The 21,791-nt window shown below is 60.9% G+C and carries 22 protein-coding genes and 1 pseudogene; 6 read left to right on the forward strand and 17 right to left on the reverse strand.

The annotated features are described in order from the left end of the window. Positions 1-5: 5 nt before the first annotated feature. Complete coding sequence (locus tag M728_RS25690; RefSeq protein ID WP_026621582.1) at positions 6-959, reverse strand: sugar phosphate isomerase/epimerase; 954 nt, start codon at positions 957-959, stop codon at positions 6-8. A 219-nt stretch (positions 960-1,178) separates the two neighbouring features. Between M728_RS25690 and M728_RS25695 the strand changes: the two genes are divergently transcribed. Next, on the forward strand, positions 1,179-2,255 hold the full coding sequence (locus M728_RS25695; RefSeq protein ID WP_026621581.1) for a LacI family DNA-binding transcriptional regulator: 1,077 nt from the start codon (positions 1,179-1,181) through the stop codon (positions 2,253-2,255). 185 nt (positions 2,256-2,440) lie between these two features. Here the strand turns inward: M728_RS25695 and M728_RS25700 are convergent, their stop codons facing one another. Continuing rightward, complete coding sequence (locus M728_RS25700) at positions 2,441-3,508, reverse strand: D-alanine--D-alanine ligase family protein (RefSeq protein ID WP_026621580.1); 1,068 nt, start codon at positions 3,506-3,508, stop codon at positions 2,441-2,443. A gap of 24 nt (positions 3,509-3,532) precedes the next feature. Then, a complete protein-coding gene (locus M728_RS25705) occupies positions 3,533-4,153 on the reverse strand; it encodes a C39 family peptidase (protein ID WP_026621579.1) in 621 nt (206 codons plus the stop codon). Between the two features lie 132 nt (positions 4,154-4,285). Here M728_RS25705 and M728_RS25710 point away from each other — a divergent pair, with 132 nt between their 5' ends. Further along, positions 4,286-5,785: a PLP-dependent aminotransferase family protein gene (locus tag M728_RS25710; RefSeq protein WP_051440946.1), complete on the forward strand. Its 1,500-nt coding sequence runs from the start codon at positions 4,286-4,288 to the stop codon at positions 5,783-5,785. Between the two features lie 9 nt (positions 5,786-5,794). Here the strand turns inward: M728_RS25710 and M728_RS25715 are convergent, their stop codons facing one another. Next, complete coding sequence (locus M728_RS25715) at positions 5,795-6,709, reverse strand: LysR family transcriptional regulator (protein ID WP_026621578.1); 915 nt, start codon at positions 6,707-6,709, stop codon at positions 5,795-5,797. 132 nt (positions 6,710-6,841) lie between these two features. Between M728_RS25715 and M728_RS25720 the strand changes: the two genes are divergently transcribed. The 3 genes from M728_RS25720 (at position 6,842) to M728_RS25730 (ending at position 9,067) form a co-directional block, all read left to right on the forward strand. Next, complete coding sequence (locus M728_RS25720) at positions 6,842-7,270, forward strand: DoxX family protein (RefSeq protein WP_026621577.1); 429 nt, start codon at positions 6,842-6,844, stop codon at positions 7,268-7,270. Positions 7,271-7,351: 81 nt separating this feature from the next. Beyond that, a complete protein-coding gene (gstA, locus tag M728_RS25725) occupies positions 7,352-7,957 on the forward strand; it encodes a glutathione transferase GstA (RefSeq protein ID WP_026621576.1) in 606 nt (201 codons plus the stop codon). 111 nt (positions 7,958-8,068) lie between these two features. Beyond that, positions 8,069-9,067 (forward strand): helix-turn-helix domain-containing protein, encoded by a 999-nt coding sequence (locus M728_RS25730; RefSeq protein ID WP_084044595.1) that lies wholly within the window; start codon positions 8,069-8,071, stop codon positions 9,065-9,067. A gap of 426 nt (positions 9,068-9,493) precedes the next feature. Here the strand turns inward: M728_RS25730 and M728_RS25735 are convergent, their stop codons facing one another. From M728_RS25735 to M728_RS25770, 8 genes and pseudogenes are all read right to left on the reverse strand, one after another. After that, positions 9,494-10,561 carry an ornithine cyclodeaminase gene (locus M728_RS25735; protein WP_026621574.1) on the reverse strand — a complete coding sequence of 356 codons (1,068 nt, stop codon included), beginning with the start codon at positions 10,559-10,561 and terminating at the stop codon, positions 9,494-9,496. Continuing rightward, positions 10,561-10,839 (reverse strand): annotated as a pseudogene (locus tag M728_RS25740) (arginase family protein); the annotation flags it as partial. The gene M728_RS25735 and the pseudogene M728_RS25740, both read right to left, overlap by 1 nt. A gap of 47 nt (positions 10,840-10,886) precedes the next feature. Next, entirely contained in the window at positions 10,887-11,567 is a 681-nt protein-coding gene (locus M728_RS25745) for an ABC transporter permease (RefSeq protein ID WP_026621572.1), read from the reverse strand. A gap of 5 nt (positions 11,568-11,572) precedes the next feature. Beyond that, a complete protein-coding gene (locus M728_RS25750) occupies positions 11,573-12,244 on the reverse strand; it encodes an ABC transporter permease subunit (RefSeq protein WP_026621571.1) in 672 nt (223 codons plus the stop codon). Continuing rightward, positions 12,237-13,607, reverse strand: coding sequence for a M20/M25/M40 family metallo-hydrolase (locus tag M728_RS25755; protein WP_026621570.1), 1,371 nt, complete (start codon positions 13,605-13,607; stop codon positions 12,237-12,239). The genes M728_RS25750 and M728_RS25755 overlap by 8 nt, the downstream gene beginning before the upstream one ends. A 46-nt stretch (positions 13,608-13,653) precedes the next feature. Further along, entirely contained in the window at positions 13,654-14,439 is a 786-nt protein-coding gene (locus tag M728_RS25760; protein ID WP_026621569.1) for a transporter substrate-binding domain-containing protein, read from the reverse strand. 82 nt (positions 14,440-14,521) lie between these two features. Then, complete coding sequence (locus M728_RS25765) at positions 14,522-15,655, reverse strand: aminotransferase (protein ID WP_026621568.1); 1,134 nt, start codon at positions 15,653-15,655, stop codon at positions 14,522-14,524. 23 nt (positions 15,656-15,678) lie between these two features. Then, complete coding sequence (locus tag M728_RS25770; RefSeq protein ID WP_026621567.1) at positions 15,679-16,620, reverse strand: ornithine cyclodeaminase family protein; 942 nt, start codon at positions 16,618-16,620, stop codon at positions 15,679-15,681. A 121-nt stretch (positions 16,621-16,741) separates the two neighbouring features. Here M728_RS25770 and M728_RS25775 point away from each other — a divergent pair, with 121 nt between their 5' ends. Continuing rightward, the gene (locus tag M728_RS25775; RefSeq protein ID WP_026621566.1) at positions 16,742-17,311 is read left to right on the forward strand and encodes a helix-turn-helix domain-containing protein; all 570 of its coding nucleotides are present in this window, start codon (positions 16,742-16,744) and stop codon (positions 17,309-17,311) included. Positions 17,312-17,677: 366 nt separating this feature from the next. On the opposite strand, the gene proC is transcribed toward M728_RS25775, so the two are convergent. The 5 genes from proC to M728_RS25800 all read right to left on the reverse strand — a co-directional run bounded on the left by proC (position 17,678) and on the right by M728_RS25800 (position 21,646). Next, a complete protein-coding gene (gene proC, locus M728_RS25780) occupies positions 17,678-18,496 on the reverse strand; it encodes a pyrroline-5-carboxylate reductase (RefSeq protein ID WP_084044594.1) in 819 nt (272 codons plus the stop codon). A gap of 37 nt (positions 18,497-18,533) precedes the next feature. Further along, the gene (locus M728_RS25785) at positions 18,534-19,313 is read right to left on the reverse strand and encodes an ABC transporter ATP-binding protein (RefSeq protein WP_026621565.1); all 780 of its coding nucleotides are present in this window, start codon (positions 19,311-19,313) and stop codon (positions 18,534-18,536) included. 2 nt (positions 19,314-19,315) lie between these two features. Further along, on the reverse strand, positions 19,316-20,038 hold the full coding sequence (locus M728_RS25790; protein ID WP_026621564.1) for an ABC transporter permease: 723 nt from the start codon (positions 20,036-20,038) through the stop codon (positions 19,316-19,318). A gap of 2 nt (positions 20,039-20,040) precedes the next feature. Beyond that, complete coding sequence (locus M728_RS25795) at positions 20,041-20,763, reverse strand: ABC transporter permease (protein WP_026621563.1); 723 nt, start codon at positions 20,761-20,763, stop codon at positions 20,041-20,043. Between the two features lie 73 nt (positions 20,764-20,836). Beyond that, the gene (locus tag M728_RS25800; protein ID WP_051440950.1) at positions 20,837-21,646 is read right to left on the reverse strand and encodes a transporter substrate-binding domain-containing protein; all 810 of its coding nucleotides are present in this window, start codon (positions 21,644-21,646) and stop codon (positions 20,837-20,839) included. Positions 21,647-21,791: the final 145 nt, after the last annotated feature.

The following is a 21,791-nucleotide window of genomic DNA, read 5'->3' on the forward strand; positions in this document are numbered from 1 at the left end:
ATTTATCAGCGGTAGATCGGCAGGAGCGCCTGCCGGACGAGCATCAGCCCGTTTGCAATGTCGCGGACGGGGTCCGGCGCGGCATCGAGTTCGAGGATCGCCCAGCCTTCATAGCGACGGTCGCGCAGCAGCCGCGTCCAGGCCGGCCAATCGACCCTTCCGAGACCAAAGCCGCAGAAATATGGGCGATGGCGGTCATGGATATGCTCGTCGATCGGGGTGTCGGCCGGCATCGGGCCGACCGCATCCTTCCAGTGGGCAATGATCATGCGCTCGTGATGGCGATCGACAAGTTGGATCGGATCGGAACCGGCAACGATGATATGCGCCGTATCCGGGCACATATGCACATAGGCCGGATCGGTGAGCATCATCATCAGATCGACATCGCGGGCCGCGGCAAAGATCGAATGCGCTTCGGTGTGAAGGGCAAGGCGAACGCCACGGGCATAGAGGGTCGCGCCAAGCCGGTTCAGGAAGTCGGCGATCATCTTGGCTCGGTCGAAGTCATAAAACTCCACCGGCTGGGCGCCGAGGGTCTGGCGCAGCGGCGCGCCGATCACCATGATGTCGCTGCCGCAGGCCTTGAGGAAATCTGCATATTTCTCGGCTTTGGCGATAATCGCTGCCTGGGCTTCCGCCTTGGTGAAATCGCCGGCGGCTTCAAGTTCGGCAAAGAAGCCGCTGCAGAGCGTCAACCCCCGCCGCGACAGTTCGCCGGCAAAGGCTTCGACGGAGCCGTAGGTCTTGACGGCATCCTGCCAGTTGAACGGGGAGAAGGTCAGTTCGACGCCGGTGACGCCGGATGCCTGGACGTTGTCGAGGATCTTGCCCCAGAAGGCGCGCGGCTCGGTTCGGGCGTGCTCGATGATGGCGTCATAATTTTCGACCTCCCAGAAGCCGGGATGGAAGAACGTCACGAGATCAACGCCGAAGCGGAGCCTTTCATCAGTCGTCATGGCCAGCCATTCTTAAGACATGGCGTACCGTTTGCGAAAACCGTGGTTTCGCATTCTGGAAGCCATGTGATTTCAACGCATTAAGATTGGCAATCGTTTGCCATGATGAGATAATAGCCAAGCTGTTTTTTTATGCAAGCGAATATTGGCAAACGTTTGCTCTGAATCACAGCTTGCCTTAGAGTTGCAGCCATGAGCATCCGAAAGGGACAAACAAACGTGAGCAAAAACAAGGATATGCTCGGGGAGGAGCAGTCCGGGCCTCTCATGGCCGATGTGGCGAAACTCGCGGGCGTGGCGATTTCCACAGTCAGCCGGGCGCTGGCCAACCCCGGACGCGTCAACGAAAAGACACGCGCCAAGATCGATGCCGCTGCCAAGCAACTGGGCTATACGCCCAATGCCATGGCGCGGGGTCTGCGGGTCGGCAAGTCCAACATCATCATGATCGTCCTGCCGGGATCGCTCTATTACGGCGCGTCGCAGATCGTCCCGCAGGTGCTGCAGGCCATCAACAAGTCGCTGCTCCAGAGCGGCTATACATTGATGATTGCCAACCTTGCCCGTGACGAAGCTTCCGAGCGGCATATCCTCAATCTGGCTTTCGGCGGCACGGTCCGCGGCACCATCATTCTGGCGTCCAAGCTGCCGGAACTGGAAGGGCGCTCACTTGCCAATGCCGGCCTGCCGATCGTCTCCATGCTGCTGGATATGAGTGCATCCGGTGTGCCGAGCGTCGTAACCAACGATCGCGAAGCCGTTCGGGAGGCGACTGCAAGACTAATCGGTCTCGGCCATCGCCGGTTTTTCTATCTGGCTGGTCCGGAGGGCAACTACCACGATGTCGAGCGCTTCGGCGGCGTGCTGGAGGCCATTCGGGAGGCCGGGCTCCCAGAAACGGCAGTGGTCCGTTCGGGTGGCAAGCTGGATTACCAGCAGGGCTTCGAGATCGGTCTTCAGGCTGCCGATGATTTTGCCGCACTTGCTGAGAAGCCAACCGCTGTCATTGCGACCAGCGATGACATGGCGATCTCCTTCATGAGCAGGATGAGGGAGATGGGTTTTGCCATCCCGGAGGATCTCTCGATCGTTTCCTTCGATGGTTCCCCTGTTTGCGCCTTCTGCTCGCCGCCGCTTTCGACGATTAAGCAGCCTGCGGAGGAGATGGGCACGGCGGCAGTCGATATGCTTCTGGAGGCCATCGAGAAAACGGAAAGCCCATCAGCTATGCGAAGGGTTATTCCCAGTCGACTGATCGTCCGGGAAAGCATGGCCGTCCGGGGGAGATTCGATTAAAGGGGTTGCTCGTGTTTTTCGCAAGCGCGACATTACCGGAATGCTGGACCTGCGGCGTGGTTCCATAATAATTGCTTATGCCAAAGAATTTCAAACCAGCTGCTTAGTTAAACCGGAACAGGATGCCGACGGTTCTGATCTCTTCAACTGCAAAGGCGCCCGGCTCCGTCCGCCCCACGGCCTCTTCATGCTGCTCTTGCTAACCCGTGATCCACCAGCCGGTTGATGACTTCAGGATAGCCGATTCCGCTCGCAGCCATCGCCTTGGAATACATGCTGATATCGGTAAAACCCGGAATGGTGTTCACCTCGTTGACGACGAAGCGCATGTCTTCCATCAGGAAGAAATCGACGCGGGCCATGCCGTCGCAGCCGAGCGCGCGGAAGACGCGGGCGGCCATGGCGCGGATATTCTCTTCCACGTCGGCGGGCAGCTCGGCCGGGACCTTTAGGGTCGCGCCGTTATCATCGATATATTTGGCGTTGTAGCTGTAGAAGCCGTGGTTTTCGGCCGGCGCGATCTCGCCGGGGCGGGAGACGAAGAGGCCGCCTTTGGCATCTTCCAGCACGCTGCATTCGATCTCCCGTCCGGCAATGAATTCCTCGGCGATGAGCTTGCGGTCATGGCTGAAAGCCTCCGTGAGGGCGGGGCCGAATTCCTGGCTGCCCGAGACCTTGCGCACGCCGACCGAGGAGCCCTGGCGGGCCGGCTTGATGAAGAGTGGCAGGCCGAGTTCGGTTTCTAGCGTTTCGAGCGCAGGGGGTGCGGCCTGATCGAGTGTCACCGAGCGGGCGACCGGCAGACCAGCGGCCTTCAGAAGCTGCTTGGCGATATGCTTGTCGAGCGCCGTTGCCGAGCCTAGAATGCCGCAGCCGGCAAGCGGTACGCGCGCCACCTGGCAGAGCCCCTGGACGGCGCCATCCTCCCCATGCAGCCCATGCAGGACCGGGAAGACGATGTCGATCCTGCCTGCTTCGGCCGCTTTTCCATCGGGTGCGATAGCCAGTAACCGTCCGCGCCCGCCGGGCACGAGGCAGAGCTCGGTGCCGGCTTCTGGCCTGTCGAGTTCGCCATTGCTGACGCGGCTTTGCAGCCAGCGTCCATCGCGGCTGACGAAGACGGGCAGGGCGTCATAGCGCTCGGGGTCGAGCGCGCGCATCACATTGGTTGCCGACATCACCGAGACGTCGTGCTCGCTGGAGCGGCCGCCGAAAAGCACGGCGATGCGCAGCCTGGATCGGGAAGGGCTCATCAAAATCTCCTTGAGAGAACAGCTTCAGAAGCCGACGGCGATGCCTCTGTTGGCGAAGAAGCGGTCGAACGTGGCAAGCGGCAGGGTGACATCGGCCTGGCTGGCGCGGTCATGGCCGGACGGGTTGTGGAAGCGCACGCTCTCCTCATCGGCTGCCGTCACCAGCACGAGATGGCCGCCCTTGGCCGGCGGCTCGCGCTCCGGCCAACGGATCATGCTGCTGACGGAGGCGATGAAGAAGCTCTTGTCTGTGAGGACTTCGCGAATCCCTTCCGCCGGCACCTGCGTCCTCACGTCGGCCGAAAGCCCGAAGCGCTCGCGCACGAAGGTCACGAAGGGCGCATAGATCAGCCCTTTGATCGAGGCGTCGGCCTCGTTGATCACATAGCCGCCATAGGCTGTGCAGGCGCGCGCCAGCGACAGGATCGGATGGGCTTCGCCGCGGGCGGCCAGGATCATTTTCAGGCAGGCCATGCCGCAGACATTCACCGCCCAGCGCGCATATTCCTCAATTGTCTCGGCTCCGGAATTTTTCCACCTGACATCGCGATGCAGGGCGGCGGGACCTTCGGCCAGTACCGGCAGGGTCATCCCGGGCGTTTCCCACTGGCTGAAATAGGGCACGTCGAGCTTTGCTTGGTTCATGTCGTCTCCGTCAGGCACTGCGAATGTGATTCGCTTGAAAGTGGCTCGATCTAAATGCAGTTTGGTGGCGATATGAAGATCCACTTTGCCTGCGGCGGGTGGGCCACTTGAACCGGTCACTGAGGAGGATTCATGACGCTGACGAGAAGACGCGAAGGACCATCGGCATCGTTCCGGCCGACGATCGATCCGTCGTCGTCAGCGCCTTTGCCGCGCCAGCTCTATCTCTCGCTGCGCAATGCCATCACCGAGCGGCGGCTGACGGGCGGCCAGCGGCTGCCCTCGACGCGGCTTGCCTCGGCGGAATGGGCGATCTCGCGCGGCGTGGTTGCCGAAGCCTATGAAATCCTGATGTCGGAGGGTTTTGCGGTCGCCCGCCATGGCTCCGGCACCTATATCGCCTCGTCCCTTCCCGAGGGTGCGGCCCCCATCGATCCCTCAAGCGCCGCCAGCGCGCAGCCGATCCGCCGTGGCGTATCGGCCGCCGCGACCGCGATCCTCACCCGCGGACCGAGCCTCGAGCCGCAGAAGTTGCTCCCGTTCGTCACCGGCCGCATCGCTCATGACGAACGCACGGCCCGGCTTCTGAACCGCATTGCGGCAAGGCATATGAACTATGCCTTCGAAGGCTATGGCGACATTCAAGGCGAGAAGGCTTTACGTGCGGCCATCAGCGCCCATCTCGCCGTTTCGCGCGGCGTGCGCTGCAGCCCGGAACAGATCTTCATCACGGCGGGCACGCAGCAGGCGCTCGACCTTGCCTTCCGCGTGCTGATGACTCCAGGCGATACGGCCGTTGTCGAGGACCCGTGTTATCCGCCGGCCCGCCAATGCCTCGCGCTGAACGGCATCGAGATCGTCGGCCTGCCGGTCGACCGCGATGGCATCGACATTGCGCTACTGCTCGACGGCACGCTCCCGCCGCCCGCCGCCTTCTATGTGACGCCCTCCAACCAATATCCGGTCGGCTCCGTTCTTTCGCTCTCGCGCCGTCTCGGGCTGCTCTCCTATGCCGAAGAGAACGACTGCTGGGTCATCGAGGACGATTACGACAGCGAGTTCCGCTACCAGGGCCACCCGATCGCCTCGCTGCACGGGCTCGATAAGGCGGGCCGCGTTCTCTATACCGGCACCTTCAGCAAGGCGCTGCTGCCGAGCCTGCGCATCGGCTACCTCGTCGTCCCCGCCGATCTGGTCCCCGCCTTCCGCGCTGTCCGCCCCGCCGTCGACCGCTGCCCGCCGAGCTTCCAGCAGCGAGTGATCGCCGATTTTCTCGCGGAGGGCTATTTCCCCGCGCATCTGCGGCGCCTGAGGGAACGGCTCAGGGCCTCGCGCGATCTGCTGGCGGGGGTTCTGAGCGAACGGTTGGCGGAGCATCTGGCGGTGCTGCTGCCGGATCAGGGGATCAACCTCACGGTTCGCAGTAAGGGTAGCTGGGATGATGACACGGCTGTTTCCGCTGCGGCGCTGAGGAAGGGCGTGGTGGTGATGCCGCTGTCTCGCATGAACGTGGTCTCGACGGATCGGTCACGGCTGCTGCTCGGGTTTTCCGGGCTTTCGGAGGAGGAGGCGGATATGGGGACGCGGGTGCTTGCCGCGGTTTTCGAACGTAAGGAGTTCCTCGGCAGCTAGGACTTAACATCAAGAGCTTGCTATATTTCCGGCCTCGCGTGAAAGCCTTGCCTGGATCTCCGAAGCAAGCCATCTCGCCGCAGGCCCCAGCGGGTTTGCAACATTGCGTATCGCGTAGATCGGGTACTCCCTCTGGTCAAAAAGAGGAAACTGGAGTTGGACAAGACGGCCAGTCACGAGGTCATCCTTGACCAACGACGCAGGAAGCCCGCCCCAGCCCAATCCGCCACGGATGAATAGGTGTTTCGTCGCGTTGTCGCTGACCCGCCAAGTCTTCAGGGAGAATACATTGAAATCCCGCCCCGTGGTCAATCTCGAGGCGTCGTATACCACAAGCTGTGTTTCATCCCGCACATCGCTAAGAGTCAATGGTCGGCCCAGCACGCCAAGGGGATGATCCGAGGCCGCGACGGGAATCATGCCCGACTGGCCGATCCGTTCGAAAATGATCTGATCGTTTGGCATGGCGCCGCCAAAGCCGATGATGGCTGTGCCGTTGATAACGGCATCCATAACGATCCCAAGCGAGCCAACTGTAACGCTTAGGGAGACAGTCGGATAATGCTCCCGGAAGGCATGCAGCACATCGACGACGATGTCCGATGGCACGATGCCGCTCATCGCAACGTAGAGCTCTGCCTCCAGGCCGTCGCTCAAGGCCCTGACGCGAGCCCGCATCAGGTCGAGATCGCCGAGCAAGCGGCGGGCATCTTCGAGGATGGATCTGCCGGCGTCCGTAAGCTGCGGCCGCTTGGTGCCGGAACGCGAAAAAAGCTCCACCCTCAACTGCGCCTCGAGATTGGCGATCGTATAGCTGACCACCGACTGCGTTCGATTGAGGGCGCGCGATGCAGCCGAAAAACTGCCTTTCTCCACAACGGTAAGGAACACCTGAAGCTGGTCCAACGTCGGCTGTGGCTGCATATCTTATCGATCCTATCGATGAATTTGTGCGATAAAATAGCGGTTTTCACGATGAGCTTCCAGCCTTATCTGTTCGGCTCGGCTGCGACTGCATGCCAATTCCGACGCATCAACACTATTCAAGGGGTTCATATGTCCAACGCCGCGACTGTTTCGGCTGCACCTGCGGGAAAAACGCTCCAGATCGGACTGTGGGCCGCGCAGGTGCTCGTCTTCGCCGCCTTCGTCTTGTTTGGCTGCATGAAATTTTTCATGCAGGTCGACCAACTGGCGGCGATGTGGGTATGGCCGGGCGAGGTTCCCGCATGGTTTCTGCGCCTCATGGGTATCATCGATTTTGCCGGAGGCGCGGGCGTGCTGTTGCCGGCCTTGACCCGCACCCAGCCGCGCCTGACCGTGCTGGCGGCGCTCGGCTGCGTGCTGCTGCAGATCGCTGCGATGATCTTTCACCTATCACGCGGTGAAGCCGCTGCCATTCCGCTCAACATCATCCTGCTTGCCCTGTCGGCGTTCATCCTATGGGGCCGGGGCAAGAGGGCGCCGATTACGCCGCGCGGATGAAGGACGACGACCGAGCGGGAGGGAAGTTCCCGCACTCTGCATGATCGCAGCTATTTCCTCGCATTTCCCAGGAGTTCTATCTTGAAGCTTTATTACAGTCCCGGCGTCTGCTCGCTTGCCTCTCACATCGTCCTTCGTGAGGCGGGGCTACCCTTCGCGCCCGTGCGCGTTGATCTGAACACACACACATTCGACGATGGCGCCAACTACTATGCCATCAACCAGCACGGCTATGTCCCGCTGCTCGAACTCGGCGACGGCCAGCGATTGACCGAAGGACCGGCGATCATGCAATACGTGGCCGACCGGGTACCGGAGAAAAAGCTCGCGCCGGCCTGGGGCACGATGGAACGTTATCGGCTTGTCGAATGGCTCGCCTTCATCAGCAGCGAACTGCACAGAAACTTCGGACCGCTGTTCAACCCGGCAATGCCTGACGACGTCAGGGAATATCATTGCAAGCGTGTCCTCGATCGTTTCCAATGGGTGGACCGGCAACTTGACGGCAAGACCTATCTCGTCGGCGACACATACACCGTTGCCGATGCCTACCTCTTCGTTGTCGCCAATTGGGGCAAGCTTGTCGGCGTGGATCTTGGGGATTTCAAGAACCTGAACGCTCTGCTCGACAGGGTTTCCTCGCGGGCAGCGGTAGAGGAAGCTCTGAAAATCGAAGGGCTTATTTGAGAAACGATAGGCGATTCGTCACGCCATGGCTTGCCTTGGGCGCGGTTATCCGGTCGGCGGCTGATGCTGCAAGTGGTCCAAACATCTACCATTGGCTAGAGGTCGCAGAGAGTGTCGGAAATAAGTTGGAATACCTTCGACCACCTGTCGCTCGCTGGAACGGATCTGCAGGAGCTCTCAGCCTCACTTTCCCGCCTGCATGACGGAATAGGTGTGACATCGGAGAGTAACCAGAATACCAGATATCAAATCAACATGGTTCACACGAGGCGGATCTCGATCATAGCCAGTATCTGTGATGGAGATCTCACGATCCACTTTCCCTCATCGATCGATACGACCATGGTTCTCATCCCGCTGGCGGGGGACGCCACGGTCGCGGTCGCCGACCGTAAAATAGCGTCCATCGAAAGCCGTGGCATTTTTGTCGATTGTCGGTTGAACAATCAATTGCGCATCGCCGGTCCCAGAAGGCATCTCTGCATCAGGGTGCCGCACTTCGAGCTGGTCCGACGGATCGGCGTCAGGTTGAATGTTTCATTGAGGGGTCGTCTCCAGTTCGCGCACGAGATCGATCTTTCGCATGGACCCGGATTGGACCTGGCGCGGCTCGCAATGACCGTGCATCACGGCCTGGCGGATGAAACCTTGCACAGATCACCCGCAGCACTCGGGCATCTTCTGGACGCGATCCTCGAATTTCTCATAGCCGCCATACCGCACAACTACTCCGAGGAGCTTTGCCGTAGTTCGGCACCGCCTATTCCACGGCATGTCAAGCGCGCGATCCACTACATGCACACCAACATTTCCCAGGCGGTTACTCTCAAGGAGATCGCTGCGGCGTGCGGCGTCAGTACCCGTACCCTGCAGGATGGTTTTCGAAGTTTTCGCATGACGACGCCCATGGCCTATCTGTTGCGTCTCCGCCTTGACGCTGTTCGCAAAGAGCTTTCATTGGCCAGCCTCAGTCAATCGGTAAAGGCGGTTGCGCTAAAATGGGGCTTTTCCCATATGGGCCGGTTCTCAGGCCAATATCGAAGGCGCTTCGGCGAACTACCGTCTCAAACTCTTCGCAACGTTGGCGACAATCCCGCCGAATATCCTTGAGGATTCGACGAGCTGCTTGAGGAACGACCCGAGGAAGCTGAAGGCGGCGCCATCGATGAACCCTGCAATGACCGCAGCGAGGATATCCAGGCGAAGTCGGTCCCGGTCGCGGCGAGGGCAATCGTGGCCACCAGCGCAAGAGTTCGGAACTCTAGCAGCAGCTTGAAGAAGGTCGTCGCGTTCCAGGTTCTGCCGAGACGGGCGGCCGGCACGGCGCCCGCAAGCGGCGCGGCGGTCATGGCAAGCATGGTTGCTGCGCCGCGGGTGGGCTCGCCGGCCAAGGAAGGGCCAGCAGTAAGAAAGCGATCTGTCCGGCAGCCCTCGGAACGCTCAGCAGGGCGTAGGAAAGGGTCCGTCTTGAAAGCGCGCCATGCATGCTTGTTGAGCTCCGTGTCTGATCCTGCATCCGCAAAAGAAGGGCGGGCGTCAGATCGGCGCGGCCGCCATCCGCGCTTGGTGGCGGATCAGCATGCCGAAAAGGTCGCGCGGCTCGTCCGGATCTGCGAGCAAGTCGAGGTTCTGGAAGCTGGAGCTTGCCGAAAGTTTGTCACGAACGTACCTCAATGCTGAGAAGTCCTCCGTCGCGAAACCCACGCTGTCGAACAACGTGATCTGCGTTTCTGCAACGCGCCCGGCGTCCACTCCCGTGATAACCTTCCAAAGTTCCCGCACCGGGTGTTCTGCCGGAAGCTGTTGGATTTCACCCTCGATCCTCGTCTGAGGAGGATATTCCACGAAGATTTCGGAACGCAGAAGTATGTCGCGATGAACCTCGGTCTTCCCAGGGCAGTCGCCGCCCACGGCATTGATGTGAATGCCGGGCCCTACCATGTTGTCCGTAAGGATAGTGGCACACTGCTTGTCGGCCGTGGCGGTGGTTACGATCTGCACACCTTCCATCGCGTTCTCCGCCGAACGGCAGGTGTCGATCTTGAAGCCGAAGGCTTCGAGGTTCTTGCGGCACCGCTCGGTAGCGGTCGGGTCGATGTCATAGAGCCGGAGATGGTCGACTCCCAAAAGCGCCTTGAAAGCGAACGCCTGAAACTCGCTCTGCGCGCCGTTGCCAATGATCGCCATCGTGCGCGCTCCCTTTGAAGCGAGATGCTTCGCGGCGACGGCCGACGTCGCGGCGGTTCGCAACGCGGTCAGTATGGTCATCTCCGTCAGCAGTACCGGGTATCCACTTTCGACCTCGGCAAGCATGCCGAAAGCGGTCACAGTCTGACGGCCGGACTTCGTGTTCTTCGGGTGGCCGTTGACGTACTTGAAGCCATAAAGGTTTCCGTCGCTGGTCGGCATCAGTTCGATGACGCCATCATGCGAGTGCGAAGCAACGCGGGGCGTCTTGTCGAAGCTTTCCCAGCGGGCGAAGTCCTCCTCGACATAGGTGCAGAGTTCGAGAAGGAAGGTCTCGACACCGATGGATAGAACAAGGTCCATCATATTCTCGACGCTTACGAACGGTACGATATTGAGATTCTGCGGTGCAGGCATCAGGAGCTCCTTGTAGGCCGATCGAGGACGGTAGGTCCCCATGAGATCTGCGGTCACATCGACGAGCAGCCTTGCAGTGCGGCCGCGGTCGTCGCGAAAGGGGATGAGTTCGACAAGATCGAGGCTGCCAACAAGGCCGCTTCGCGAAGCATTTCCATCACCGGATTCGCTTCACGAACGTCGCTCCGCCGGGCATCGTCGTTCCGACGCCGGGACCGATCGAGGAAATCCGCATCAAAGCTGACGTGAAGAATACCGCGCACGCGTTCGACGCGCTCCCGATGATCTTGCAAAGCATTCCATTCTCCTCGATGTGACGAAGCTGTCAGCGCCCTGGAATCGCGACGCGAGCTTCGAAGAATTTGAACAGGCGACCGAACACCGCTCCCATCAACAGGTAGACTGTGCCCGCGATGAGGAAGGTCTCGAACGGCGCGTAGGTACGCGCGACAAACACGCGGGCCGCGCCCGTCATCTCCATGACCGTCACCGCGCTCGCCAGGGTCGAGCCCTTCATGACGAGAACCAGCTCGTTGCCGATGGCAGGTAAAACCGCGCGATAGGCCTGCGGGAGGATGACCTTGAACAAAAGCACAATTCTATTCAGTCCGAGCGCCTTGCCCGCTTCCCATTGGCCCGATGGGAGATGCCTGATCGCTCCTGCGAGCAGTTCGGCAGCGTAGGCCGCCGAGTTCAGCCCGATCGCGAGGATCGCACAGTAGACCGGGCTGCGCAGGACCGGCCACAGAAAGCTATGGCGCACGGCGTCGATCTGCCCCAGACCGTAGTAGACGATGAAAAGCTGCACGAGCAGCGGGCTTCCCCGGACGAGGAACGTGTACGTCGATACGGGAACGCGGACCACCTGCGACGTAGAGGTGAGACCGAGGGCAAGCGGCAGCGCGAGGATCTGGCCGACGGCGAAGCTTGCGACAGTAATTAAGAGAGTGAGAAGGACGCCATTCTTGACGGCGAGGAACGCGGGAAGGCACAAATCGAAGGACATAGCTGTCACCTGAGATGCGGCGTGAGACGGGCTTCATACGCCATCAGCAGAAGGGTCGAGACGCCGGTCACCATGACGTAAAGGGCGGCCGCCGCGAGATAGAAGGCCAGCGGCTGATGGGTGGCCCCGGCGGCCACGACGGACTTGCGCATGAGTTCCTCGAGACCTACGACGGAAACGAGCGCGCTCTCTTTTAGAACGACGAGCCACTGATTGCCGAGGCCTGGCAGCGCACGGACCGTCATCTGTGGAAGGACGACCAGCACGAAGGCACGCGGTCGGCGGAAGCCGAGCGACAGAGCCGCCTCCCACTGGCCCTGGGAGATGCTCCGCAGAGCACCACGCAGGATTTCGGTAAGATATGCCGCAGCCACGACCGACAGCGAGGCGATCCCTGCAGTAAGGGCGTCGACTTCGACGTAACGGCCCGCGACCTTTGTCAGAAGAACGGTGCCGCCGTAAAAGATGAGGAAGATAACCAGCAGCTCCGGCAGGCCTCGGATCAACCCGACATACGCCATGACGATGCGGCGTGCGTAAGGGCTGCCATAGACGGCGGTCGGCGCGAGGATCGCGGCGATGACGAAGCCGATCAGGAAACTGCCGACAGCAACCGCCAGCGTCATGCCGAGGCCTTGCAGGAGCTGCCCCTGATACTGATGGATAGCGTCAAGCATAGGATCCGGCCTCCGCTGGCTGACGCACGTGCTCGCCCAGAGCCGCGAAGAAGTCCGCCGAGAAGCCGATCATGTTTTCGAAGTGCGAGACAAGGATGTTTTCGTCCGGCGAGTGAAGCATCGCACCATGGTGCGTGAGGCCTGCTCCGAACAAGGTCGCGCCGAACTTGTGCATGAAAGGATACGCGAGGCCCGACGCCGCCGAGCTCGGCTGGATGATGGCGGGGCGGCCGAACCATTTCCGAAGCAGCTCCGCGCCGAGGTCAACGGCGAAGTGCGATGGGTCACTTCGCACGCCAAGAACCTCCGCGTCGAGGATCTTGAGGGAGACGTCCTCGAATCCTTTCGCGTCGAGATGCCGGCGAAGCAGCGCCGCTATGCGCACCGGATGCTGTCCTGGAACGAGACGGAAGTCGAGCTTCGCGGTGCCGGTGCAGGGCAGCACCGTCTTTGCGCCTTCGCCGCCATAGCCGCCGTGAAATCCGTTGACGTTGAGGCAGGGTTCGAAATTGAGATGGTCGTAGAAGGTCTCTGCGTTGACGCCCTCGAGAAGACGGCGACCGCCGGTCTCCTCCTGAAGGTCGCCAAGGGGGAACGGGGCTCTCTCGGCCAGTTCCCGGCTAAGGGCGTCGGGTTCGACGATGTCATCATAGAAGCCTTCGATCAGGATGCGGCCTCTTGCATCTCGAAGCGAGGACACGGCCGCCGCCAGACGCCAGAGCGGGTTGTCGAAGATCGCGCCCAGGCTCGAATGCAGGTCGGCCCGCGCAGTACGGCATTCCAGCTCCACGGCGAGAATCCCCTTGAATCCCATGAGAACGATGGGTCGGCCGGTCCTGTCGACCTCGCCGAACTCCCACCAGCACAGGTCGGCCTGCGTGTCCAGAAAGCGCTTTTCGAGGAAGCGCACGAGGGACGGACTTCCGATTTCCTCTTCGCCTTCGACGATCCAGATCAGCTTGAACGGGAGCGGCCCCGGATGCGTGTCGCGGAACACGCGCCAACCAGCCAGACGACTGACGAATTCTCCCTTGTCGTCCGCAGATCCGCGGCCGTACAGGCGGCCGCTGCGCTCCGTGAGGGCGAACGGCGCATCCGTCCAAAGATGGACCGGATCTTCCGGCTGGACGTCGTAGTGATTGTAGATCACGAGCGTGAACGGACCCGCGCCCATCTCCCCGACTACGAACGGGCCGACGTCTCCGGGCTGCTGTTCCGTGATGAAGCCGGCCTCCGAGAGAAGCGCCTCGACCTTGTCGGCGCATGCTTCTAGACCCTCGGCCCGCGCGCTCACCGATGGGATCGCGACGAGGTCTGCTAGGTCCCGCGTTGCCGCGGCAATAATTTCTGCTGGAATGCGCATGTGCCCTCCCGAAGAGGGAGGCGACGGATCGCCTCCCTATCGATTGTCACTTCTTGGATAGGTCGTAGCCGAAGTATTTTTGGGAGATGGTCTTCATGGTCCCATCCTTGAGCATCGCCTGGACGGCGCCGTCGACCTTGGTCTTGAGCTCGGTCTTGCCCTTGCCCATCGCGACGCCCTGGCCCTTGCCGAATTCGGCGAAGTCGGCGCCGGTGAGAGGCGGACCAGCGTAGACGAGCTTGTCGGAGCCCCGTCCCTTGACGAGCGGCTCCCAAGCGGAGCGTTCCATCAGCCCCGCGTCGATACGGCCGGCGACGAGATCATCGGCGACCTGGTCGGGCCGGTCGTAGACGCGGATGTCGGCGTCAGGAAAATGCGCGCGAACGACCTGTTCGTGGGTCGTACCGGTCTGTACGCCGATCGCAGCCTTCGCCAAAGCCTTCTGCAGGTCGTCTGCACTCTTGGCGGACGCGGCATTGCTGCCGGGAGCGACGACGATGGAGTTCGGAGCGTCGGCGTAGGCGACCGAAAAATCTACCTTCTGTGAACGTTCGTCGTTGATCGACACACCGGAGATCACCAGGTCGAACTTGCCAACTTGAAGACCGGGGAGCAAGCCGTCGTAGGCCTGGTTCTGCCAGGAGCAGGTCGCCGAGATGCGCTTGCAGATCTCGTCGCCTACGTCCTTGTCGAAGCCGACGATCTGTCCAGCTCCATCCACTGATTCCCACGGTGGGTAGTCGGCGCTCGTGCCGACGCGGAGGTCTTCAGCAGAGGCTGCTGTCGCGAGGAGGGTGGCGCCGAGTGTGAGGGCGATAGTTATTCGTTTCATTGGTATTCCCCTTTTTGTTTAGAAACGGACTCATCCCTCCGCCCATGGGAGCGGGCGGTGGAATACTTGGATTTCGGGTTGTTCAGGCGGCCTTGGACGCGACCTCCTTCAGGAAGTTAGAAAGGCGCTGGAGACCCTCGCGAAGCACGGCTTCGCCGTTCGTGTAGCCGATGCGCAGGTATCCCTCCATGTCCATTGCGCTACCCGGCGTGAGCATGACGCCGGTCTTTTCAAGGAGGCTGACGCACAGCTCCTCGGAAGACATCGGGAGATCATATTTCAAAAGCGCGGTCGTGCCGGACTTCGGCTTCACCCACGAGATCAGCGGCTCGGCGTCTACCCAGTCGGACAGAATCGCGAGGTTCGTGCGAGTGATCTCGTGGCTGCGCTTCAGGATCTTGTCCTTGTTCTCCAGCGCGATTGCGGCGAAGTGGTCGTCGAGCATCCCGACCGAAATGGTGTTGTAGTCGCGATGCACGGAGACCGCATGGATGAGTTCTTCGGGACCGGCGATCCAGCCCAGGCGAAGACCGGCCAGCGAATAGGTTTTCGACATCGAACCCGTGCTGATACCCTTTTCGTAGAGATCGGCGATCGAGGCCGTCATCCCGAGCTCGCCTTCCTGGTCCGTGCCACGATAGACCTCGTCGCAGAGGATCCAAGCACCACAAGCCCGAGCGATCTCGACGATCTTCTGGAGATAGGCACGGTCCATCAGCGACCCGGTCGGATTGTTCGGGTTGTTGATCGCGATGAGCTTGGTACCAGGCGTCGCCATCTTCTTCAGTTCTTCGAGATCAGGGAGGAAGCCGGTCTTCTCCGTGAGCTTGAGGATCTGTGTGTCCGCCCCGATGCTTTCTGGGATCGAGTAGTGCTGCTGGTAAGTCGGGAGCACTGAAATGACGCGGTCGCCGGATTCCACCAGCGTCTGGTGGACGAGAGCGTTTGCCCCGATCGCGCCATGTGTGATGACGACGTTTTCGAGCTTCTGCTCCTCATAAAGGTTGGCCACCAGATTGCGGAGCCGGACGCTACCTTCGATCTCGCCATAGGTGAGCTTCAGCGGAAGCAGTTCCTTGGCGATGTCGGTCTTGCCGGCCATTTCGAGGAGCTCGGCGACCGTCAGGGACTCGACGCAGGTTTCGGCGAGGTTAAGCTCGCACTGCGTCTCGTACTTGTTCATCCAGATTTCAACGCCGAAATTGCGGATCTTCATGTCGTGGTCCTCGTGTGTCTTGGTTAGGCGCGGGCGGCGGCGAGCAGCGCCACGGCGGCAGCGATGTCTTCAAGGCCTAGGCCGATCGAGCGGAAGAAAGCGGGCCGATCGCGGCTTGGCGCGGTCGCGCGACCGGAGAGCAGTTCCGGAAGGTCGCCGCGGATCGAATCCGCGCTCCAGAGTCCTGCTGCAACGGCCAGCTTCATCTCTCCTGCGGAAGCGGGCGTCGTGGCGCGATAGTCGCAGTAGACGTCGAAGCCCTGAAGCGCGGCCGGATCGACCTCGTGGGCGTTGGCGATGTTCGTGCTGATCGACGTGACGACCGCGGCTTTCGAAAGCCAGGCGACGTCGATCACCGGCTTGCCGGACGACGTGCAAAGCAGGACGACGTCCGCGTCCCGGACGGTCTCGTCGACGTTTGTATGCTTCGTGATCGCGATGCCGTTTGCGGTCTTCTCCGGAATGCCCGCGCGGCCCTCGATGTTCGGTGACGCAATCCGGATCTCCTTCCAGGCGCGGATGCCTTCGGCGTAGCGGAGGTGGGCGAGGGCGACCGGTCCGGAGCCGACGATCGTCAGAACGGAAGCCTCAGGGGCTGAGAGGACGTCGGCGGCAATGACCGATGTGGCGGCCGTCCGCTCCGTTGTGAGCTTCTTGGAGTCGCAGAGAAGAACGGGAACGCCGGTTTCCATGGACATCAGCAGCGTCCAGGCGGTGACCAGGGGCTTGCCGTCGCCCGCGATGTAGGGGGAAAGCTTGGCTCCGAAGACCTTCTCGTCGGCGAATACGCCGAGGTAGGTTATGAAGTCACCGGTATTTTGCGGGAAAAGACTCAGCGTTTGCGGCGGCTGCACTGCATTGCCGTCGGCAAGCGAACGGAACATTCGTTCGAGCGCCGATCGGATGTCGACCCGCGGAACAAGATCTGTAATTCCGGCCTCGTTGAGAACGATCGGTTGCGTCATGTGATACCTCCCCGGTACATACTGGGCAACATCAGGACGCGAGGATTCGTTCGCGCACCGTGTGGGACGCGTGCTTGAAATCGCTGTTGAAGTGTCTGCCCGTTAAGAGTAGAAGGACCTTATGAGCAATATATTGCACAGTCAAGGGCGAGGTGATGTCTTGGCGCACGTTTCTGGAAATCTGCGCAGGCTTCGTCAGGCTGCGGGCTTGAGCCAGATAGCGCTGGCCGAGGCGTCCGGAATCAGTCGTCGAATGATCATCGCCGTCGAAGCGGGTGACGCCAACATCAGCCTGTCGAGCCTCGACAAGCTCGCCGCTGCGATGGGCGTGGGATTTGTTGATCTCGTCAGAGACCCGGACCGTCAGTCCCTTTCGGACATCAACGAAGTCACGTGGCGGGGCGTCGGCCCGGACAGCAAGGGCGTTCTTCTTGGCTCCGCTCCCGCCGGTAACGAGGCCCAGATGTGGATGTGGTCATTACAGTCGGGAGACAGCTATCAGGCCGAACCGGACCCGCAAGGCTGGCACGAGATGATCTACGTCATGGAGGGCGTGCTCACGCTCGTCCTGAGTGGTGTCGAGAAGGACTACGCCGCGGGCGCCTTCGCGATATACAGCTCCTCGCAGGAATATTCCTACGTGAACAAGGGTCCTGCGATCTTGCGGATCGTCCGGAACGTCGTTTCCTAGGCCGAAGTTTGAATCGAGAATGCCCGGATAGTGGCGGAAATGGGAGCAGCAGGGCGGCAATGCGCTTGCCCGTTTCGGTTCATAGCGGCAGCACGTAGTGGACGTTAGTGTCTTCGAGTGCATACTTGTCGTACAGGGAGGGGGCGCGCGAACGTTGTCCCGCTTCGTATGCCAGTAGACTTGGGACCACGATCGTGTTTGGTTCGTAGCGAGTCCCAGGTGTTCTGTGTAATCGCATCTGACAGGTCAACATTTAGAACTTCAGATAAACTCCCCAAGCCGAAGCCACTCAACATGATCAGTCGCTTTGGCATCTCGTATCTCAAACATTCCCCTCGGTTCTGCCGGCGTAGCCGGGATCGCAGGTCATGCCCGCGTTGCGGCTTCGGTGCGCAGAGCCGCTGCTCTCGCGGCAGCTTTTGCCACACACGCCTGCAGCAGATCGGCCAATGCCGTGCCGCTTTCGAGAGCCGACAAGCCTGCTTCGGTAGTCCCGCCGGGGCTGGTCACCGCGGCCTTCAACTGCGGGAAACTGCTCTCTGTCCTTTCCATCAGCCCCGCGGCCCCGATCAGGGTCTGGCGAACGAGCTCGGCGGCGAAAGTGTCTTCAAGACCGAGAGACGACGCCGCCGCCGCAAGATACTGGGCGAAGGCGAACACATATGCCGGGCCGCTTCCTGCAACAGCGGTAACCGGGTCGATGAAGGCTTCGTCTTCAAGCCAAGCGAACCTTCCGGCGGTCTCAAGAATGGTTTTGACTGTGGTCCGCTCTTCCCGGGACAAGGACGGCTCAGCCACGGCGACGGTCATCGACTGCCCGACCGAAGCCGCCAGATTGGGCATCGCGCGAACAATCTTGGTTGCAGGGGAAGACCAGCTGCGCAACGAGGCAATGTCGATTCCCGCAGCGATGGATACTGTCAGAGAAACCGTCAGCAACTGCGCCATTTGACGGGCAGTCGCCTGAACCAGGTTCGGCTTCACCGCCACGATGCACAGATCGAATGCTCTCCCGGAGATTTCGGAAAGATTGGAAGCCAATTCCGCCGCGACAGAAGCGCCGACCTGCTGACGGACCCTCTGCAGATCGGGGTCCACTATCACCAGATCGTAGTCATAATCGCGCGATATTCCTACAGCCATCGCGGCACCCATGTTACCGCAGCCGATAAGTAGAATGTTCATGCCTGCTGTACCCCTGGCCGATGTTGATTTGGATGCGTCAGTGCCCACTCGAGGCGATAAACCTGCGGAACCGGTCGGAGGTCGGATTGTCGAACAGCTCCCGCGGACTGCCCTCGGCCTCTACTCTTCCGTTGTCGAAAAACACGATGCGGTTTGAGACGTTGCGCGCAAAGGCCATCTCGTGTGTCACCACGAGCATCGTCCGTCCCTCTTCGGCAAGGCTCCGCATGACTTTCAGCACTTCGCCCACAAGCTCGGGGTCCAGCGCGGATGTCGGTTCGTCGAACAGTAGGACCTTGGGTTCCATGGCTAGCGCCCGCGCGATAGCCGCTCGCTGTTGCTGACCTCCCGAAAGGTGAGCCGGGTAGTAGTTCCTGCGGTCCGCCAGGCCGACTTTGTTGAGCAGGGCCTCTGCAAGCTCGACGCATTCCTTGCGGGGCCGCTTGAGGACATGGACCGGAGCTTCAGTGATATTTTCGAGAACCGTCATGTGTGACCAGAGGTTGAAGCTCTGGAAAACCATGCCGAGCTCAACCCGGAGCCGGCCCACCTGCCGGCGACTTGAGGGCATCGGCTGGCCGCGCTTGTCGATGCGCATGCTGACCTGTTCGCCGCCGACCATGATTTCTCCGGAGTCCGGTGTCTCAAGCAGATTGATGCACCTCAGGAACGTGCTTTTGCCGGAACCGCTCGAGCCTAGAATGGCTATCACGTCGCCCTTGCATGCCTCCAGCGAAATGCCCTTCAGCACCTCAAGCGCTCCGAAGGATTTGCGGATGTCGCGAACAATGAGAGCAGGCTGGTTTGATTGATCCATGGTCAGACCTCCGCCGGGATGGTTTTCTGGACCGCCGGACGAGGCTCGCGGCGCTGCGGCGACAGCCCGCGCTCGAGGGCGTTCAAGATTTGGATGAGGACAAGATTGGCGATCAGGTAGATCGCCGCAGCGCAGAAGAAGACCTCGAAGGTACGGTAGGTCGAGCTTATTATCTTGTTGGCGATTCCCGTCACCTCCCAGACAGTGACCAGGCTGGCGAGCGAGGTTGCCTTCACCATGGACACCAGTTCCGTCGAATAGGCGGGAAGACACTGCCTGAAAGCGAGTGGCGCGATGATCCGACGCAAGAGCAGTATGCCAGACATCCCGTAGGCTCTCGCCGCCTCGATCTCCTTCACCGAGACCGCCTTCAATCCGCCGCGGAATACCTCTGCCGTGTAGGCTGCGGTACACAGCGCCAGAGAGATCGCCGCGCAGCTGAAGGGGTCGCGCAGCACAGGCCAGAGAAAGCTGTGGCGGATAAACATGAACTGTCCCAGCCCGTAATAGATCAGGAACATCTGCATGAGCAGCGGTGAGCCGCGAAACACGAAAATGTAGGCCTTGGCGAAGGAGCTCAGCAATGCGTTGCTATGCATGCGCATCCAGAGGAGAACAAGCGCGAGCATGCCTCCCAAGGCTACCGAGACAGCAAACAAGCCGATGGACACCGGGAAAACCGCAAGCAGCTGCAAGAACGTATCCTTGAGAAACTGGTAGTCCATGGTCAGGCTTCTTTTGGTCTTGAGCCGTGGGCGGCGTCAGCCCGTCTTTCGGCTATTTCCAAGGTGCGGGTGGTGACCGCCGTCAGCGCGAGATACATCGCGACCCCGGCGATGTAGAACAGAAAGTATTCGCGGGTTGTCCTCGCACCCACATCCGTGCGGCGCATGATCTCGGCGAGGCCGGTGACAGAGACCAGCGCGGAATCCTTGAAACTGAGCTGCAGCACATTGCCCAGCCCAGGCAGCGCATATCTTATCACCTGCGGAGCAATGATCCTGCGGAGACGCAGCATCGGCCCCATTCCCATGGCGAGCGCCGCCTCGAGCTGCCCTTTCGGAATGGCGTTGAACGCGCCCCGGAACACTTCAGCCTGATAAGCGCCGCAGATAACGCCGACGCCCAGAGCGCCCGCGATGAACGGCGGCATGCCCACGAAACCTTTCGCTCCCAGTGAGTGGGCGACGCCGCTTACGATAGACGAGCCGCCGAAATAGAAGAGGTAGATGATGAGAAGCTCGGGAACTCCGCGGAACACCACAGTGTAGGCTTCTGCGGCCGCGCGGCTCGCCATGTTCGAAGACAGCTTCAGCCAGGCTACCAGTGAGCCGATGAACGCGCCTATCAGCACGGCGGCGGCGGTAACCGCAACGGTTACGGCTACGCCTTCCAGCAGCATGAGACCCCAGCCGCCATCGCCAAAGCCTAAGAGCATCAGGTCTTCCATATGGAATTATCCGTGTCTCTTGAGAAAGAGAGGCAGCACGTCCGGGAGGTAGGCGCGCTGCCAGTGAGGTGCGTCAGGGCGTGACGTCGCGCTTGAACCACTTTTCCGACAGACGCTTCACTGTCCCGTCCGCCAGCGCACCCTTGATCACCTCGTCGAACTTGGCCTTGAGCTCCGTGTCAGCCAGACGGAAGCAAAGCGCCTGCCCGCCTCCCCAGATCGCCCCCCCGATTTCGGGTCCGGCGAACTTCAGGTCTGCGTTGTCCGGCTTCGAGAGCGCCGATGTGAAATAGGTCGCGTCGTCGAAAGAGACGTCGATCCTGCCTGCGGCGAGGTCCAGATCATGCTCCGGCGGCGTCTTGTATTCCCGGACGGTCGCGACATCGGAGAAGTTGCGGTTGATGAACTCGGAATAGACCGTCGAAATCTGCACGCCGATCGTCTTGCCCTGCAGAGCCTCGCGCAGCTTGCCCAGCACTTCATCCGACTGCGGCCCCTTGTCATGCTCGTCAAGCTTGAGCTTGATATCCTTTCCGGGGAGATCGGTGACCGCGCCGAGGCTGCTCACGACAAAAGCAGCCGGCGTGTTCACGTAGGGAACGGAAAACGCGATCTGCTTCTTTCGCTCGGCGGTGATGTTCACGCCATCCATCACGACGTCGAACTTGCCCGCCTGCAGGCCGGTGAACATGCCGTCCCAGTCCTGGGCCACGAACTTGCAGTCGAGTTTCGCCCGCTCGCAGAGCACCTTCGCCAGCTCGGGCTCGAACCCGTCCAACGCGCCCTCGGGTGTGGTGATGTTCCATGGCTCGTAAGCGCCCTCAAAGGCGATGGTGACGGTCTCAGCCCGAGCGGCAGCGGCTGCGATTGTGGCCACTGTCATGATCGACGCGAAAACAATGCGGTTCAATGTCTTCAAGACACCCTCCCTTGTGGTTGAACTCCGCCAGAGCCCCTCCCCGGGCAGTTCTGCGGCGGCGAATTCATACGATTTAGGAGGCGGGCATGCACATCCCCCCGGAGGAGGA

Origin of the sequence: Ensifer sp. WSM1721 (assembly GCF_000513895.2) — a bacterium.
GTDB lineage: Bacteria > Pseudomonadota > Alphaproteobacteria > Rhizobiales > Rhizobiaceae > Sinorhizobium.